This is a genomic window from Arachnia propionica (genome assembly GCF_037055325.1).
Taxonomy (GTDB): Bacteria; Actinomycetota; Actinomycetes; order Propionibacteriales; family Propionibacteriaceae; genus Arachnia.
Map to the genome: position 1 here is coordinate 1,738,321 of NZ_CP146373.1, position 15,683 is coordinate 1,754,003.

14 protein-coding genes and 1 pseudogene are annotated in these 15,683 nt (G+C 59.9%); 8 read left to right on the forward strand and 7 right to left on the reverse strand.

Features of this window, described 5'->3' with window-relative positions:
- Positions 1-9: 9 nt before the first annotated feature.
- Positions 10-561: a hypothetical protein gene (locus V7R84_RS08070; protein WP_338567824.1), complete on the reverse strand. Its 552-nt coding sequence runs from the start codon at positions 559-561 to the stop codon at positions 10-12.
- 19 nt (positions 562-580) lie between these two features.
- Complete coding sequence (locus tag V7R84_RS08075) at positions 581-754, reverse strand: hypothetical protein (RefSeq protein ID WP_338567826.1); 174 nt, start codon at positions 752-754, stop codon at positions 581-583.
- A 269-nt stretch (positions 755-1,023) separates the two neighbouring features.
- Here V7R84_RS08075 and V7R84_RS08080 point away from each other — a divergent pair, with 269 nt between their 5' ends.
- From V7R84_RS08080 to V7R84_RS08090, 3 genes are read left to right on the forward strand one after another with little or no spacing between them, the layout of a single operon-like run.
- On the forward strand, positions 1,024-1,641 hold the full coding sequence (locus V7R84_RS08080; RefSeq protein WP_338567828.1) for a hypothetical protein: 618 nt from the start codon (positions 1,024-1,026) through the stop codon (positions 1,639-1,641).
- 4 nt (positions 1,642-1,645) lie between these two features.
- Positions 1,646-3,205, forward strand: coding sequence for a hypothetical protein (locus tag V7R84_RS08085; RefSeq protein ID WP_338567830.1), 1,560 nt, complete (start codon positions 1,646-1,648; stop codon positions 3,203-3,205).
- Complete coding sequence (locus V7R84_RS08090; protein WP_338567832.1) at positions 3,199-4,377, forward strand: S8 family peptidase; 1,179 nt, start codon at positions 3,199-3,201, stop codon at positions 4,375-4,377. The genes V7R84_RS08085 and V7R84_RS08090 overlap by 7 nt, the downstream gene beginning before the upstream one ends.
- A gap of 151 nt (positions 4,378-4,528) precedes the next feature.
- Here V7R84_RS08090 and V7R84_RS08095 read toward each other — a convergent pair whose 3' ends face one another.
- Positions 4,529-5,053: a hypothetical protein gene (locus V7R84_RS08095; protein ID WP_338567833.1), complete on the reverse strand. Its 525-nt coding sequence runs from the start codon at positions 5,051-5,053 to the stop codon at positions 4,529-4,531.
- A 282-nt stretch (positions 5,054-5,335) separates the two neighbouring features.
- On the opposite strand from V7R84_RS08095, the gene V7R84_RS08100 reads away from it, so the two are divergent.
- From V7R84_RS08100 to V7R84_RS08110, 3 genes are all read left to right on the forward strand, one after another.
- Positions 5,336-5,746, forward strand: a complete 411-nt coding sequence (locus V7R84_RS08100) for a hypothetical protein (protein ID WP_338567835.1) — start codon at positions 5,336-5,338, stop codon at positions 5,744-5,746.
- A gap of 6 nt (positions 5,747-5,752) precedes the next feature.
- Positions 5,753-8,533 carry a glycohydrolase toxin TNT-related protein gene (locus tag V7R84_RS08105; protein WP_338567837.1) on the forward strand — a complete coding sequence of 927 codons (2,781 nt, stop codon included), beginning with the start codon at positions 5,753-5,755 and terminating at the stop codon, positions 8,531-8,533.
- A gap of 94 nt (positions 8,534-8,627) precedes the next feature.
- Positions 8,628-9,575, forward strand: a complete 948-nt coding sequence (locus V7R84_RS08110; protein WP_338567839.1) for a hypothetical protein — start codon at positions 8,628-8,630, stop codon at positions 9,573-9,575.
- 49 nt (positions 9,576-9,624) lie between these two features.
- Here the strand turns inward: V7R84_RS08110 and V7R84_RS08115 are convergent, their stop codons facing one another.
- The 4 genes and pseudogenes from V7R84_RS08115 to V7R84_RS08130 all read right to left on the reverse strand — a co-directional run.
- Positions 9,625-10,131 carry a hypothetical protein gene (locus V7R84_RS08115; protein WP_338567840.1) on the reverse strand — a complete coding sequence of 169 codons (507 nt, stop codon included), beginning with the start codon at positions 10,129-10,131 and terminating at the stop codon, positions 9,625-9,627.
- A complete protein-coding gene (locus V7R84_RS08120; protein ID WP_338567841.1) occupies positions 10,131-11,507 on the reverse strand; it encodes a glycohydrolase toxin TNT-related protein in 1,377 nt (458 codons plus the stop codon). Before V7R84_RS08120 ends, V7R84_RS08115 begins: the two co-directional genes overlap by 1 nt.
- Positions 11,500-12,027, reverse strand: coding sequence for a TNT domain-containing protein (locus V7R84_RS08125; protein ID WP_338567843.1), 528 nt, complete (start codon positions 12,025-12,027; stop codon positions 11,500-11,502). The genes V7R84_RS08120 and V7R84_RS08125 overlap by 8 nt, the downstream gene beginning before the upstream one ends.
- Before the next feature lie 586 nt (positions 12,028-12,613).
- Positions 12,614-13,876: pseudogene (locus V7R84_RS08130) on the reverse strand (IS3 family transposase); the annotation flags it as partial.
- Between the two features lie 92 nt (positions 13,877-13,968).
- Between V7R84_RS08130 and V7R84_RS15475 the strand changes: the two are divergent.
- Together V7R84_RS15475 and V7R84_RS08135 are read left to right on the forward strand one after the other, a co-directional pair.
- Entirely contained in the window at positions 13,969-14,352 is a 384-nt protein-coding gene (locus V7R84_RS15475; RefSeq protein ID WP_412728049.1) for a toxin glutamine deamidase domain-containing protein, read from the forward strand.
- A gap of 464 nt (positions 14,353-14,816) precedes the next feature.
- Entirely contained in the window at positions 14,817-15,584 is a 768-nt protein-coding gene (locus tag V7R84_RS08135) for a transposase family protein (RefSeq protein WP_338567845.1), read from the forward strand.
- Positions 15,585-15,683: the final 99 nt, after the last annotated feature.

A 15,683-nucleotide genomic window follows, 5' to 3' on the forward strand; every position in this document is an offset into this window, starting at 1 on the left:
ACCGCACCGCTAGAAACCTTTCCGCGCGGCCTTTTTCAGCCGCTTGGCCTCCTTCTCCACCAGAACGCGGGTCTCCCTGTTGAGGGGGCATGCCTGTTCCAGATCCTTGGGCTTGACCGCTTGCATCTGCTCCACCCTGTGGCCCTGGGCTTCCACGGCCTTCACGACGACCTCCAGGGCCTTCTCGGCGAAGAGGTTCTTGTTGGCGCTCTCGTAGCGTTGTTCGACGGAGATGACGACGTCGGTGAGAGCCGGTTCGAGGGGACGGGCGGCCAGGATGGCGTACTGTTCCCCCATGTGTTCCCGGATGCCGGGGATCAGGCTGAAATCTTCCGGAAACAGATCGGTCAAGTTCGGTTTCCAACCCGACTTCTCCCCCCGGCTCATGACGTGCACCACCCACGGGGAGTCGCCACGCAGAGCGGGTTGCCACTGGATCTTCGCGTCCCGGTACCTGGTTCCCCACTTCAGGCCACCCAGGCTCGCTCGGGCGAGCTCCACGAGGGGAACCGGGTCGATTCCCCGAACGACCATCCTCGCGGTGGGGTTGGCGTCGAGCATCCCCCATAGTCTGAACCGATCAGCCATTTTCTTGAGTCCGTTGGAAACAGTCCGGACCACCAGCCCGGTGCAGGGACCAGCTCATCCCGGAGGACGGTTTGTCTCGGAAATTCTTCACGCCCGGAAGGTGGTCGTTGACCTGGCGGTCCAGCACCTGTCGTGCGAGTTCCAGGTTGTGGTAGTCGACGTGCATGGGCGGCTCCGGTCTCATGGGCGGCTTAGGGCGCAATGTTGGCGCCGACGACGATGCATCATTCTATCGGCGTGACCGGCTGGTGGGGGTGAGTTACACCATTTACGAAAGACCCTCCGTCATCCTGCGCTCGTGATCGAATGCCGGAGGTTCGGGACCTCGTCGATGGGCCCATAAAGCCTTGGTGTGCAGGGCTCACCGCTTCAGCACGACCCGTCTAGCACCTATGATGTATGCGACCTCAAATTTCATCCCTGCAGGAGCATCAGATGTCGCATCCCACGTATGGGGGAACTGGCAGCACCCCCTCTGCCGAAGAATCGAACAGCACCGCCTCTGCGCCCCAGACGGCCCAGCCAGTCGGCAACGGCGCCGCCGCCCCGCCCGCAGGGGCTTATTCCGCCACCTCGGCCCCAGCCGGTGAAGCGGGAAGCGATGGATACGGCGCGGGTGGCGACGGATACAGCTACGACAAGAATCAGACGGATCAGACCGAGAAGACGATGCGAGACGAAGCGAGTCCCGCCAACTACGATCTCGCCAAGCAGTTCGAACACATGCACGACGCCCAGACGGAGAAAAAGTGGGGCGTCGAGGACGCTGCCGTCGCCTACAGAAAGAGCTACCAGCAGAACCTGCTCGTCATGCGAGACGAGTTCAAGACATTGGGGGAGCGCATCGACAAGTTCGTCGAGGCCCTCCAGGACACCGTCAAGGCCATGGAGAACGACGAGCAGGACGCCGAAGCCATCCAGGCGAACCTGCAGACAAAGCTCCAGGCGGCAGCGATGCCTTCCACCACCACGACCGGCCCAGGCCCCTACACCTACAACGCGCCCACGGCTTCCCTCCCCCCGATCAACACCTCCACGTCCCAGGAAGGCTGACACCATGTCAGGAAACGTCTGCACGGCCTCAGACAGCCCCTACTACGACAGGCTGCGAAACGTCTCGGAGCTGATCAGCTTCGTTGATGGCATATTCGACACCATGAACCAATTCCAGGTGGATGCCGCCCTCGAGAGGGCGCGCAAATTGGTGACGGATGTCAAGAAGAATCCCGGCCTCACCGGAAAGGTCGGGGAGATGATCGACAAGCAGCTCGGCAGCTACCTGAGCGCCTACGATCTGCACGAGAAGAACATCAAGCACCTCGAGGAAAGCCACGAGGCCGCCCGCAAGGCCATATCCGATGCCGGGGAGACCTTCCGCAATCTCTCCCCGGAGCTGCTCTCCCCCCTGGAATCGGGCATCAAGAACATCACCGAGAAGGTGGAGTGGGCGGGTGTTCTCATGCCCGTGGAAAAGTACCTCGAGGGAGTCTCCCAGCAGAACAACCTGAAACGCGAGGAGCTCTCCAAGAAGGCCTTGGACGTCATGGCCAAGAGCTTGAAAGGCAACCGCCCTGAGGTCAAGCCCTATCAGGAAGACGCTCCCGATACACAGAAGAACTGGCAGAGGGGTGGCGACGAGTCCGGTGGAGGCAGCATTCCCGGCGGTGGCGGCGCTGGTGGAGGCAGCATTCCCGGCGGTGGCGGCGCTGGTGGAGGCAGCATTCCCGGCGGTGGCGGCGCTGGTGGGGGCAGCATTCCCGGCGGTGGCGGCGCTGGTGGGGGCAGCATTCCCGGCGGTGGCGGAGCGGGTGTGATTTCCGGAATCGGAGTGGGAGGAGCCGGTGCTGCCGCCGCGGCGAAGTACGCCTCCGGCCTGCATTCGGGAGCCGACGGCATCATGCGCACCACCTCTCCGGTCGCATCCGGCGGGGTGGGATCCTTCAAGGACGCCCAATGGCCCCAGGACGCACTCAAGTACCCCATCAACTCCCGCATGACCGCCGACGGCCCGGTGGGCGGATACCTGCCCGCAGATGTGGGCAACGCCAATGACCCCCGGTGGCGTTCTGACTACTCGCATCCCGCCATCGGGTCGGTGGGTGAACCCAAGGCCGGTATCGCGGGTGGAATGCTCACGCCGGGCATCGGCGCCATCGCGGGCGGTGGTGCCGGAGCCCTGGCGGCCCGCGGCATGGGTGCCCTCGGCGCCGGCGGAATCGGTGGCATCGGCGGTGCCGGGAGTATCGCTGGCATCGGTGGTGTCGGTGGCATTGGTGGCATCGGTGGTGTCGGCGGCACGGGGGTTGGCGGCACGGGGGTTGGCGGCACAACCGGTGGCCTGACGGGAACGACCGCTGCGAACGCGGCCCGCGCGGGAGCCGCGAGTGGAGCAGCATCCGGTGCCGCGGCCCGCGGTGGCGCCGGAATGGGCGCCTTCGGCGCCGGCGGTGGCGCGGGGAGCGGCAAGGACAACAAGAAGTCCCGCAACCTGGTGGGCTACCAGGTGGTGCGCATCGACGACGACGAGGACGCCGCTGCCGTGGATCCCTCCCTCTTCGGCGCCGGTGATGCCTCTTCCTTGCAGCCCTTGGACACCAAGGAACAGGACAAGTGGTGACCTTCCGCAGGAAAATCCTGCGCCGGGCAGGAGCGTTGGCGACCTTTGCGTCGCTGGCGCTCCCCCTGGTGGGTGTTCCCGCCGCGGTGGCCGACGATGCAATCACCCATCAGGACTACGCCGACATGCTGGGGCTCAAGGACCTCCACGCTAAGGGTTACACCGGCAAGGGTGTGACCATCGCCTATATTGAGAACGCCCCTGACATGAGTGTCCCCGAATTGCAGGGGGCGAATATCGAGCAGCGCAAGACGCCGTGCGATTTCGAGCCGAACCCGACCCTGACGTCTCACTCGACGATTGTCGCCTCGATTCTGGGGAACAAAGACTGGGGTTGGGCGCCCGAGGCCAAGATCGTCAACTACACGGCTCACCTCATGAAAAACCGGGACCTTCCCGGACAGAAGTGCTCGGATGACCCGAACACGGACAACAACGTCAACGCGCAGATCAACCGGGCCCTCAACGATGGGGTGGACATCATCAGCCTGTCCGTGGCCGGCCCCGATCAGGGAGAAGCCTCAGTAATGGCCAGAGCCGCACAACTGGGGGTACCCATCATCGCCGGCGCCGACAACACCGGTACTGAGCAAAACATAAGCTATGGAACCCTCAATACCGTGGTTGCGGTTGGCGCCACTGATCTGACTGGAAAACGCTCAGATTTCTCCTCCTACGGGGACCACCTGACCATCATGGCCCCGGGAGAAGGAATCACTGATCGCGAACCCGATGCGAATGGAAATCTGACAAAAATCATCCCAAATGCAAAAGGTACATCTCTCTCCACTCCCATGGTGACAGGCCTACTGGCCCTGGGAAAGCAGAAGTGGCCGAATGCCACCGGAAATCAGCTGATCCGTTCCCTCATCAACACCGCCAACAACAACGGGCAGGGATGGACCAAGGAGTACGGGTGGGGGCTGATCGATCCGGTGAAGTTCCTCACCGAGGATCCGACCTCCTTGGAGGATAGCAACCCCCTGTGGGAGAAAATTCCCGGCGCCCTGCCCAATCAGCAGACGCTGGCTGACTACCAAGATGGCCTGATAGATCCAGTCAATCTCCCGGCGGACAGCTCCTACGTGTATCGCGGAGTGGATGACGCCATTGTCGCCAACTACCCCGACATCTCCGAATACGCCACCTCTCCCCGCTACCACAAGAAGTAGCGTGTTCTGCGAGTAATTGATGGGTGCGACCCGGTGGTCGCACCCATCTTTTATTTCGTCCAGGACAGGTCGATCAGTAAGCGTATGAACGGAGAAACCCCGGAGCGATAGTCGGTGACCTCCGTCCCGGGCGGGACCACCGTCGGTCGAATCACCCCACCACGATGAGCGTGCGCGTCACCGGGGCTCCATTGTCCTTTTCCGCGTTCGCCAAGGTCAGCACGTAGGCCTTCCCCGTGCTGAAAGGAGACTCGCCCGTGGCCACGGTCCAGGCCGACCAGTGGGTACAGTCCTGCGAAGTGCACAGGTCAAGGGTGCCGTCCTTGAATCGCCAGTTCGTCGCCTTCGACATGTAGAGCAGGGTCTCGGACGGCCCGGTGACGGTACCGTCGGAGTTCAGCCGGAAGGGTTTGTCCTTCAGTTCCTCGTACCGATCCTGCAATACCAGGTCCTTGTCGAGGAACTCCTTAACGAGGCCATCGACTTCTCCCGCCGCCCCGTTGCCCGCTCCCCCTTGCGACGCGGGTGCCGATGGTCCGCCCGAGGAGCAGGCCGACAGGGACAGGCTCAGCACAACCACTGAAGCTGCCGTAGCCAGGCCACGTACGATCCTGCCCAGGTTCATCACTGCCTCCAACACTGCGTACTCGTTGGGGACCGCCACGGCAACGCGCACGCGCGGCCTTTCTGGTGTGGAGTCTAGCCACCGAACAGGTCCTCGGAGCCGACATTCGGCAACTTCGCGAAGAACCACCAGATTTCCAGACCCCGTCCCGGCAGCCCCGACGGGGCTTCACCGCACGCTGCCGCGCCCCATCCCGCGCGCCTGAAGAAATTCTGTGGACCTGCCCCACCCGCCTCTGCGGACCACTTACAATTATCCGTGGAGCTTGTCTCGAGCAGTGTGCTCTCGGATGGGTGTTTTGTTGATTGTTGTATGTTTTTGGGAGGGTGTGTGGTGGATGGGCTTCAGGTTTCTCCTGAGGGTTTACGTTCCCATGCCGGCCACTTGGGGCAGGTCAGTGACGCGGTAGGACAAGCCCTTGACGCGGCCGGACAAGCAAGTATCTCCGATGGCTGCCTGGGGATGATGATCGGCCCTTTAATCACACCACCATTACTCCTAGTCGAAGAACTAGCTAGATTAGCGATCTCGTCTTCCGGAGACGCGGTAGAAAGACTGGCCACCCAAGTCCAGGAAGTCGCAGCAGATTTCGAAGCCTCCGAAACCGGCACCATGCACGATTTCCGCAACACCGACATCCCCACCCACACCACCCACGGCTCCCCCACCACCGCCACACCATCTACTACAGGCGGTGCGGGTCGCGGCTACAGCGCACACTTGGCAGCCCGGATGGGCGGGTGATCAAGCATGCCGGAAACAAATCCCCTGGTCGCCGAACGCAAAGACACCACCACGCCTCTGGCAGGAACCTTTCTCCTCGAAGACGGCGAAGCCCTCGTCCAAGCCATCAACGACAAAGACTGGGTAGCAGGCGGCCTCGCCGTGGTCGGCGGAGCGTTCGACGCCGCCGCAGCCGCATCCGACCCCATCGGCACCCTCATCGCCATGGGCCTGGGCTGGGTCCTCGACCACGTCCAACCCTTCAACACCTGGCTTGAACAACTCACCGGCGACGCCGACCAAGTCAAAGCCCACGCCGCCACCTGGAAGAACGTCCAAAAACACCTCCAGGCCACCGCCGAGACCATGGCCTCCCACGTCACCACCGACCTGGCCGACATGAACGGCCGCACCATCACCGCCTACCAAGGCGCAGCCGGCGACATAACACGCGTCATCAACGCAGCCGGCACCTGGGCCGGCGCCATCGGCACCGCCCTCGAGGTCACCGCTTTCATCGTCCAATTCGTCCACGACTTCGTCCGCGACGCCATCAGCGAAGTCGTCGGCTCCATCCTCTCCTACGCCGCAGAACTCATCGCCACCTTCGGCCTAGCCTGGCCCATCGTCGCCGAACAAATCGCCACCCGCATCGCATCCCTCATCGGCCAAGTCGGCCGCAACGTCAAAAACCTCGTCACCAGCGCCCGCAACCTCGTCAAGAAACTCACCGACCTCAAAACCCTCTTCCACACCCTCAAAAACAAAATCGACGACCTCTTCCGCAAAGGAGACAACCCCGGTAACACCGGCCAAAACACCAGCAAAACCGCTGACAACGCGAACTCCACAACCGGCAGCGGGGGTGCAGACCATCCCGGTGAAAGCACGGGTTCTGGCGGTGGCGCAGGCCCCACCGGTGGAAACAGCGGAACAGGCAACACCGGCTCCTCAGGTAACAGTACCCATCCGGGCGGGGCCAGCGGCGGACCTACCACCCCCACGGGCAGCGGTGCCGATTACTCCAAAGGAACCCCCCACCCCTCAGACGGAAAAACCAACAACACCGCCCCCACGGATGGGGCGCCGGCTCCCTCGGCTGGTTCCCACCCCGGCAGTTCACATGCTTCCATGACCGCCGACAGCGCACCCTCAACCAACAACAGCACAACCCTCACAGGCAGCGGTGCCGATTACTCCAAAGGAACCCCCCACCCCTCAGACGGAAAAACCAACAACACCGCCTCCGCTGGTGTGGCATCAAACTCTTCTGTGGGAGCCACTTCTCCCGGAGAACCTTCCATCCGCTCCAATGAAAACCTCGGCAGCCCGGACCTGGCGTACACCAGCCAGGCTCACCCCTCGAGCCGCAACATTGACAACGCAGTTCCTGTCGGCGCGACCGCACACTCCTCTGTAGGAGCCACTTCCCCCGGAGGACCTTCCTCTCATTCCAGCGAAAACCTCGGCAGCTCAAGTCTTGGGGGCGGCAACAGCACCCACCACCCTACCGGAGGCGCCAACACACACCTCACCGACAACAACGTCACATCCCCACACAACAGCTCCCCTCACACGCATGACGGCACCGGACACACCAGCGGAAGCAGCGGAGCAGGCAGCACCGGCTCTCCAGGAAGCAGCACCCATCCAAGCGGAACCAGCAGCGGATCCACCACCCCCACCACAGGCCCAGCCCACACAGGCGGAAACACCAACCCAACCAGCGGACCAAACACCCCCACCCACACTGACGGCTCACACGCCACAATGACAGCCGACAACGCACCCTCGACCAACAACAGCACCACCCACACAGGCAACACCACAACCCCAGACGGACCCCCCGGACACACCACCGGAGAACCCACCACCCCCAAACGCGCCCTCGACGACGACCCCACCACACGCCCAACCGACCCCGTCACAGCAGAACCCCGCCACGCCGACGAACCCCCCGAAACCAGCAGCGGCGGCGGCGGAGACGACGGAAACAACCACGGCGGCGGCGGAGACGACGGAAACAACCACGGCGGCGGCGGAGACGACGGAAACAACCACGGAGACGACGGAGACAACCACAACAACCACGGCGACGACGGAAACAACCACGGCGACGGCGGAGACGACCACAACAACCATCACGGCTCCGGCGATGACATAGATCCTGAAGTCGAGAGGCTCCGGAGCCAAACCCCGGAAACCATCGATGATGCTCTGAAGCTAATTCGGGAGCCCAAACCTTACAACGGGACTGACGCAGATATCGGAAAGGCCATGGATGACAGCACCAGGCTGGTTGACAACCCCAAGGAGATTTTCGGAACCACGGACGGAAAACCCAATTCGTACAACGACTGGGCCAAGGAGTACCTTGACGAAAAAGGGAAATCCAAGTGGCCAGATCCGGAGCATCTTCCTGTCGAAAATGGATTGGACAAAACGAAAGGCATCGAAAGATACAACAGCATTGATGACTATATATCAAATCACGGCAACAGAGTTGATCGCGTAGGAGGGCCTTTTGGATCCTTCCTCGGCGGAATTGATGATGGCCGAGTTGCCACCTTCGGGGAACGCGCGATTTCTCCAGAATCGGTGAAACAACCATACTATCAGTATGAGCTCACGGGAAACTTGCCCGAAGGATACAGAATAGACAGAGGGGTCGTTTATCCTTGGCACGGAGCTCCCGGAGGAGCATCACAGGTCCAGATTTTTAACCGCTCTGGAATAGCTTTGAGCGTCAGCGAGCTACTAGACAAGGGAATTCTGAGGGGGGCAACCGATTTTGTTGGACTGTCTTGAACGACTCATCACCACCCTCACAGACACAGACATAGGGGTTTACAAAAAAGAAGATTTTCTGTCCTTCAGCCGGGAACAAAACGTTCGCGGCGTCTTGTTCTGGGACACCGACGGCCTGTACCACATCGGATACCAGACGAGACGAGACGACACCCCCACCGCCACTCTAAGCACCCCACACCAAGACGTGGCCCTACGCTGGCTAATTTGCCGCATCACCAACAGATACCGCGAGAAACAGAAATGGCCCTACCTCCTACCCTTGCGAAACATCCCCGGATTCGCGAACGGCTGGACAGCCGAACAAACCTCCGAACAAACCGTGCTCTACAGCATCAAAGCCACCGGACGCCTCATCCGACCCAACGGCACCCCGGTCGCGATGGACATGACCACCACCTTCCCCCACGCACCAGAACTCGCGGCCCTCTCCCACCTCATGCACCTAACCCCCGACCAAGTCCTGGACGCCTACCTCACCCCCAACGGCGAACCCCTAAACCACCTCCTCGAACACGGAAACCCCGTCGCCACCATGGGGCAGGATTTCCAACACCTGACCCAAGCCCGGGGTGGCCACACCACACCCTGCGAGGACGGTTTCATCTTCCCAAACACATACTCTGACTGGGTTCCACATTTCTGGATCGAGGACGGCTGCTGGCGCTTCGGCCACACCGAACGCGGCGAGAAAAGACCAGCAGAAATACTGAGCACCGACCGCGACATAGTACTGCGCTGGATAGCCCTCGAACTACTAAATATCGTACGCTTCAACAAAGGATGGCCAAGCATCCTCACCTACAAAACCAACCCAACCCTCCTACCCGGATGGCAGGTCCAAAAACTATACGACGACTACGGGCGCCTCATCAGCCCAGACAACATCCACCTACCAATGGTCATGCGCACAGTCTTCCCCCGTCACGAAAACCTCAACACACTCTCACACCTCATGCCCCTCACCCTCACACAAGAAATCAACAGTCTCCTGACAAAAGACGGCGGACACCTGCACTCCATGCTCGAACCAAATCCCTGAGGGGTTGTACAGCGCGCACACCGCGCGACCCTCCAGAATGACGTGACGATCACCACGATACGAATGAACTGAGACACGGGGCACCGTCGGATTTCCTGTATGATTCCAAAACTTCATCATAAGACGACCGCATCAGGTAGGAATACTCCACGAGGTGCCGGCACTGTGGAAAGATAGTCCTCACCTCTGCAGGAATTCGTTCGCCTTCCAAAATCAGACATCCCGTCAGCAAGGTCAGCTGACCAACTTGCCATTCGGGCCCCAAAGTCTCAATAGTATTAGGCAGATTAATAGCTGGGAGTTCCAGCGCAGCCCGGGCGTCGATCGCGATCCGGCTTGCTGCCCATTTGTACGTGAGCTGATCGTACGGACTCCACATGGTCGGGACACGTTCCCGACCTCGCTCGCTGTACCCATAGAACCATTCATCATCCGTGCGCCACAAATGATGCGCATAAAGCCCGCCGTTCCAACTCATGGAATGCCCGTCGGGAGCGTCTGTCACCTCTGCACCGGCTTCTGATGCGTAAGATACCAGCTCATCCATGATTGACATCAGGAATCTCCTTCCAGAATGTGCAGGTCAATACACTCTTCAGCTGTCAACAGGATCTCGCCGACTTGAAAGAGCACTTGACGCGCGCCGCCCGGTTGGCCGAACCACGGAGCAATGATGCCACTGACCAAGGTCACATACGGCGGTAGATCCAGCAGACGGTACCGATAGTAGGGTTCTTTCACCGCGCTCGGAGGAAGTGACCGTTGCTCGAAGGAATAGGGTTTAGGACCAGGCACTGCGCAGAAATAGCTGCCACGGGGGTCGCCCACTCGGTCGAGACGATCTCCATACTGAGCAACATAGTCCAACACGCTCTGGTTACTGCGTTTCGGCCCAGAATCGACGACCTCGCGCAGCAGGCCGCCATCTTCGGCCAAGAAAGAATCAACCACCTGCTCCAAGTCCAGGTTCATCAGATGCGACAACACATCCAAGGCATTGACCCAGTAAGCGTGCAGGATAACCTCGGTCGCATCGCCTCCGGGCCCTATCAAAATTCCGTGTCGATCGCCCAGCTGCTGCTGACTCCAGCCGGGCGCCATCACCGGCTTCCAGTATCCCGCCATAATCTGCGGCCAGCCGCGGCTGCGACGCACACCGTTCAACCATTCATAGGCAATCCAACGGAGTACCAGATCGCGGTCGACGCTGACGAGATCCATGGTACGTTCCTCACCGCGTTCGGTGTGACCAAAACACCAGCAGCCATCTTCTATCCAGACGTGCAACACCATGCCCGGCACCGACCAGTGAAAACCATCCTCGTCCGCAACCACCCGGAAATCAACGGCTGCTACCATCCGTCGAAAACCTTCTCCCATAACCGCCACCGGGTTCTCTGACTCCACCAAGAACTCCAGGGCGCCGCCCTCCGGGGTGAGATAGGAATCCAGCACTTGGTCGGGACTCAAGTCCATGAGATGCGACAGGGCCGCCAATTCGACAGCTGACGGGAATGCGGTAAGCATCTGCCCCTCCACCGACACCCCGTCAGGCCGGATCAGCTGACCCATCGCCCGGATGCCACGTTTCTCACTATCCTCCGAAACGCGGCTCGCACTCCAACCTCTCGCGAACCCCGGCACCGCTCGCAGCGGCAACAACCATGGCCACCCCATCCGGTACCGGTACTGATTCGCAACGCAACAAATCAACCACCGCAACGCCATGTCACGATCAGCGGTGGAAAAAGTTGCGACGGGCTTTTGATCCACCCAGTCCATATGATCTACACGCCACTTCCCGACGCTCTCCCAGAAAACGACGGTACGCGCGTTACTCTCACGTCCGATAAGCCGGAAGCCTCCGGCATCAAACACGGACACGCCTGCATTGTTGAGTACCGACACCAGCCGCTCGAAACAATCAGACACGTTCCCGCACCTCCTCCAGAAGACCCAACCCTGTCAGTTCCTCGACGCTGACCAGCTGATTGCTGGAGTCACGAAACAGCACCTGCTGGCCTCCTCCCCGGGCTCCATGGGCGCAAACCACCTGGCCCGTCTCGATCCGCCAGCCGGATGACATCTCCCGTCCCGCCACACGATACCTGTGGTAAGGAAGCCTCGCAGCGTTCGGGCTAATGGAGCGTTCCGCGAAAGCCGCAGGGCGCAGACCGCTGACGACGAAGAGATATGCTCCACGCGGATCGCCGACTCGATCCAGTCGGACTCCATATCTCTCCAAGTAGTCATCGACCCGCCAGAACGTCTCGACCGTACTAGAGTCCATGCCATCCCGCACGTTGCCGTCGCCCTCATAGGGCCAGATTTCATCACCATTGGCGTTGCGACAGTCGGCGGTCCACTGGTTGTAGGAGCGGGGCTTACCATCTGCCCCGGCGCCGAAATGCCACCGCGGCTCGTCGATTAAACTGGCACTATCTTTCACCATCCCGTGCTACCTTTCTGCACCCGTGCTCATAAAAGTAGATTTGGTTGTACCAACTCTACGACCTCCACGCCCAGCAGAGCGACCAGACCCTCACACTGAAACTTATTCGCAAGGTTGGGCTGTGATCCAGGTAAATCCCTGCGATCCGCTTGCCTTCCGGTGATTTGCCGATCTTCTTGACAGGAAAACTTACCTTGGCGAGCGCTAGCGATTGGCGTCAAGGGCGGAAGCAAGGAGCAAGCGATCGTGTACTCCACATGGGCTTGGGTCATTCCAGGGCCGTTCTGGAAGGACCACGCCCAAGCTCTTCAGCGATGGCACCTGCGGCAGGGCTGGTGCACGGTGAGCCAGGCACGTCCTCTGGATCGCGATACTCGAAAGCCAGCCGCCCACTTATGCTCTCTACAAGCGCCACAGACAGGCGCAAAAGCTGCCTCGCACTGTACCGAACTCCAGACTAAGGTGACACAACAGGCTCATCTCTGCACCCTTGGCACCGCGGCCACGGAAGCCCGGCACCACATCAGTACGTGGTATCGACAGTAAGGACTTTGGACCGCGCTGGGTTTGATGGAGGTTTTCCCTGTTTGATTCCGACCGGCAGGTTGTGGTCGTGTTGTACAGCATAGAACGTGTTCTCGAACTCGACGGGCGGGACGTCGTCGAGATAGCCGTGGAGGCGCTGCGTGTTGTGCCAGTGCACCCATCCAAGCGTCGCGAGTTCGAGGTCCTCGACCCTCTTCCATGGTCCGGATCGGGCGGGTCCGCGGACGAGTTCGGCCTTGTAGTACCCGTTCACCGTCTCGGCCAGAGCGTTGTCATACGAATCGCCGACCGACCCGATCGAGGGTGCCGCACCGATCTCTGCCAGACGTTCGCCGTAGCGAATCGAGGTGAACTTAAGATCCCGCGTCGCTATGACACCTCAGATCATCATGGCGGCGCGGGACCTGCGGGCCATCTCAATCGTGTCGAGGGCCATCTCGGTGCGCATATGCGACGCGACCCGCCAGCCCACGATCATCCGGGAGAACGCGTCGACGATGAAACACACGTAGGCGACACCCACCCAGGTGGGTACGAACGTCCACTCGGTCACCCAGAGCCGGTTCGGAGCGGTCGCGGTGAACTCCCGCCGCACACCAGATCAGGGTGCCGCGCCGACGCTGGCTGCGACCTTGTGGTCTTCACTCGCTTCGAACGCCGTGCGCCCTCGATACCGGCGGCACGCATCAATCGTGCCGTCTGATCGCGACCGATGACGACCCCCGCTCGGCGCGCTGTCTTCCAGAGCTTACAGACCCCTGTAGACGCGGTAGCTGGCCTCCCAGAGTTCGATCAACTGCAGGATCAGCGCCTCGTCCCGCCGGGCACGAATAGACAGCTCGCGGGCCTTGGCGGCGTAGTAACTGCTCGGAGCCACCTGCAACACTCTGCAGATGAACTCGACTCCGAGCCTGCGGCCTTCAACCAGGTCGTCCTTGTTCGCGTCGATGAACGTGACTACTTCCGGTAGTGGCGGCCTGGCTCCACCCCGAAGAAAGACGCCGCCCGTTTCAACACCTCGTTGGCCCGCCGCAACTCTCAGACCTCTTGCTCAAGCTCCTTCACACGCTGCGCCTGCGCCGACCTCACACCCGCAGTGACACCATCATCGATATCGGCCTGCTTCACCCACGCCCGCACGGACTCAACCCCGTAACCCAGCTGCGTCGCGACGCGCTTCACCATCCCCCGTGTGACACCAAGCTCCGCTCGCAGCGTCCTGACCATCCGCACCACGGCGGCCTTCTCCTCCTCACAGTAGCGACGCATCGTCGGCTTCCCAATTCACCATTTCCTTCGGCATAACTCCATCCTCATTCCCAAAACCAAGAGCCTCCAAGAAACCCAGGACGGTTCACTGCACACGGTGATTCGCTTGGAGGTGAGAGCGCTGAAATGTATGACATACGTGGAGCACAGCCAGAACCTGGAGTAACCAACCCACGGCCCAAAGAAGATGGGCATGTTGATCCTGAGGAATTCACCAACGCAGCTTACGATACCTTGGGGGAAAGATTGCGCCAGGAACCCCCAGGTACAGTAGCGATCGTAGGAGTTGACTGGGACGTTCCCAAAGTTTCTCGCGACGAGGCAGGAGGGCACTGGTTTAATGCTTACGTAGATGATAGCGGAAACCTTCGCTGGGCCGATGAACAGTTCGGGATAACCGCCGACTGGCCTCCTAGATATGATGATGATATCTGGAATTTAGATGCGATGATTCGAAATTCACAAGAATCCGAGTGGAGAGGATTGGACCTTGGAAAACAAGACAGATAAAGAAATATTTGACTTTTTTGCCGACTGGTATTCAAGAAACGTAAATGCCTCAACCCGACTCCATCCAAATGACTGGGAAGTCATTCCATACAAGGACGCTCACATTGTGAAGCCGAGCGGGAATAAGAGAACGAGTTATATGCATCTCGTCAGAGACGGCGATTGCATCGGATTCTCCGTGACCTTCCTCTCTTTGGCGAAGGCGTATCAGAAACTTCTCGAACGCAAGAACTCACAAGAATAGGAATTCAAAGGACGCCACCCCGTCACTACAAACCTCCAGCAAAGAGGGTCCGAACTTTACTTCGCGCGAAGAGACGCGAAAAGAAGAAACATTTCACGCGATGAGGCTTATTCACAGAACGGCCAGCTGCCATTAGAGACGCATCCTGAATAAATAGATTGGGCGGCTCGTTTCAGATAGAATAGGTGTTGAATAAAACATTAACGAAACGAGCCGCTGAATGTATAATAGCACAGGCCTAGTTGACGATCAGTTCAACGCCCTCTACGAGTGCCTCAAGGCGGCAATACGCAACAGCCTTAAACAAGACAAAAACCCGGTGCGGATTCCGACAGTTCTAGGTATCATAGGAGCACTCGAGGTGACGTTGAAGTATCTGAGACGAAACCGCGTCCAGGCTGAGCTTGCTGAAAGTCACAGCGTGTCTCAATCCACCATCAGCCGGGCCATCACCGCTGTAACAGGACTGTTGGCTGACTGTCTAGCAGAAGAGCGTCCGAGCCTGGGGCAGGTACCCAAGGACACCGCCCTCCTGATCGACGGTACGCTCCTGCCCTGCTGGAGATGGAAAGCCGAGAAGACTATCTTCTCAGGCAAGCGCCGCCACAGTGGTGTCAACGTTCAAGTCATCACTGACACCCACGGACGCCTCCAGTGGATCTCACCCATCCTCGATGGGAGTATCCATGACGTTAAAGCATTCGATACCCACGAAATCCTGAGGCACCTAAAAGCTAGAAACATCATCGCTGACAAAGGCTACATCGGCCGCGGACTCCACACCCCGGCCAGGGCCCAACCCGGACGAAAACTAACCGGGCTGGAAAAAGACTATAACCAACGAATCAACCACATCAGATGGCCCATCGAACGAGCTATCGCGCACCTCAAAACCTGGCGCATCCTCCACACCATCTATCGCCGCCCATACTCAACATTCCAAACCAAAGTCAACGCCATCACAGGGATCATCTTTGGGATTCTGTGAATAAGCCTCGATGGCTTGCATTGTAATTTTGAAGGCTTTACGGAGGCGGCGATATTCGACGCAGAAAACAACCAGGCGACCCTTCACAGACGACACATC

Coding starts and splice junctions, on each gene's coding strand:
- V7R84_RS08080 (WP_338567828.1), top strand. CDS start 1,024: ATGTCGCATCCCACGTATGGGGGAACTGGCAGCACCCCCTCTGCCGAA.
- V7R84_RS08070 (WP_338567824.1), bottom strand. CDS start 561: ATGCTCGACGCCAACCCCACCGCGAGGATGGTCGTTCGGGGAATCGAC.
- V7R84_RS15475 (WP_412728049.1), top strand. CDS start 13,969: ATGTATGACATACGTGGAGCACAGCCAGAACCTGGAGTAACCAACCCA.
- V7R84_RS08135 (WP_338567845.1), top strand. CDS start 14,817: ATGTATAATAGCACAGGCCTAGTTGACGATCAGTTCAACGCCCTCTAC.
- V7R84_RS08085 (WP_338567830.1), top strand. CDS start 1,646: ATGTCAGGAAACGTCTGCACGGCCTCAGACAGCCCCTACTACGACAGG.
- V7R84_RS08125 (WP_338567843.1), bottom strand. CDS start 12,027: ATGGTGAAAGATAGTGCCAGTTTAATCGACGAGCCGCGGTGGCATTTC.
- V7R84_RS08075 (WP_338567826.1), bottom strand. CDS start 754: ATGCACGTCGACTACCACAACCTGGAACTCGCACGACAGGTGCTGGAC.
- V7R84_RS08105 (WP_338567837.1), top strand. CDS start 5,753: ATGCCGGAAACAAATCCCCTGGTCGCCGAACGCAAAGACACCACCACG.
- V7R84_RS08115 (WP_338567840.1), bottom strand. CDS start 10,131: ATGTCAATCATGGATGAGCTGGTATCTTACGCATCAGAAGCCGGTGCA.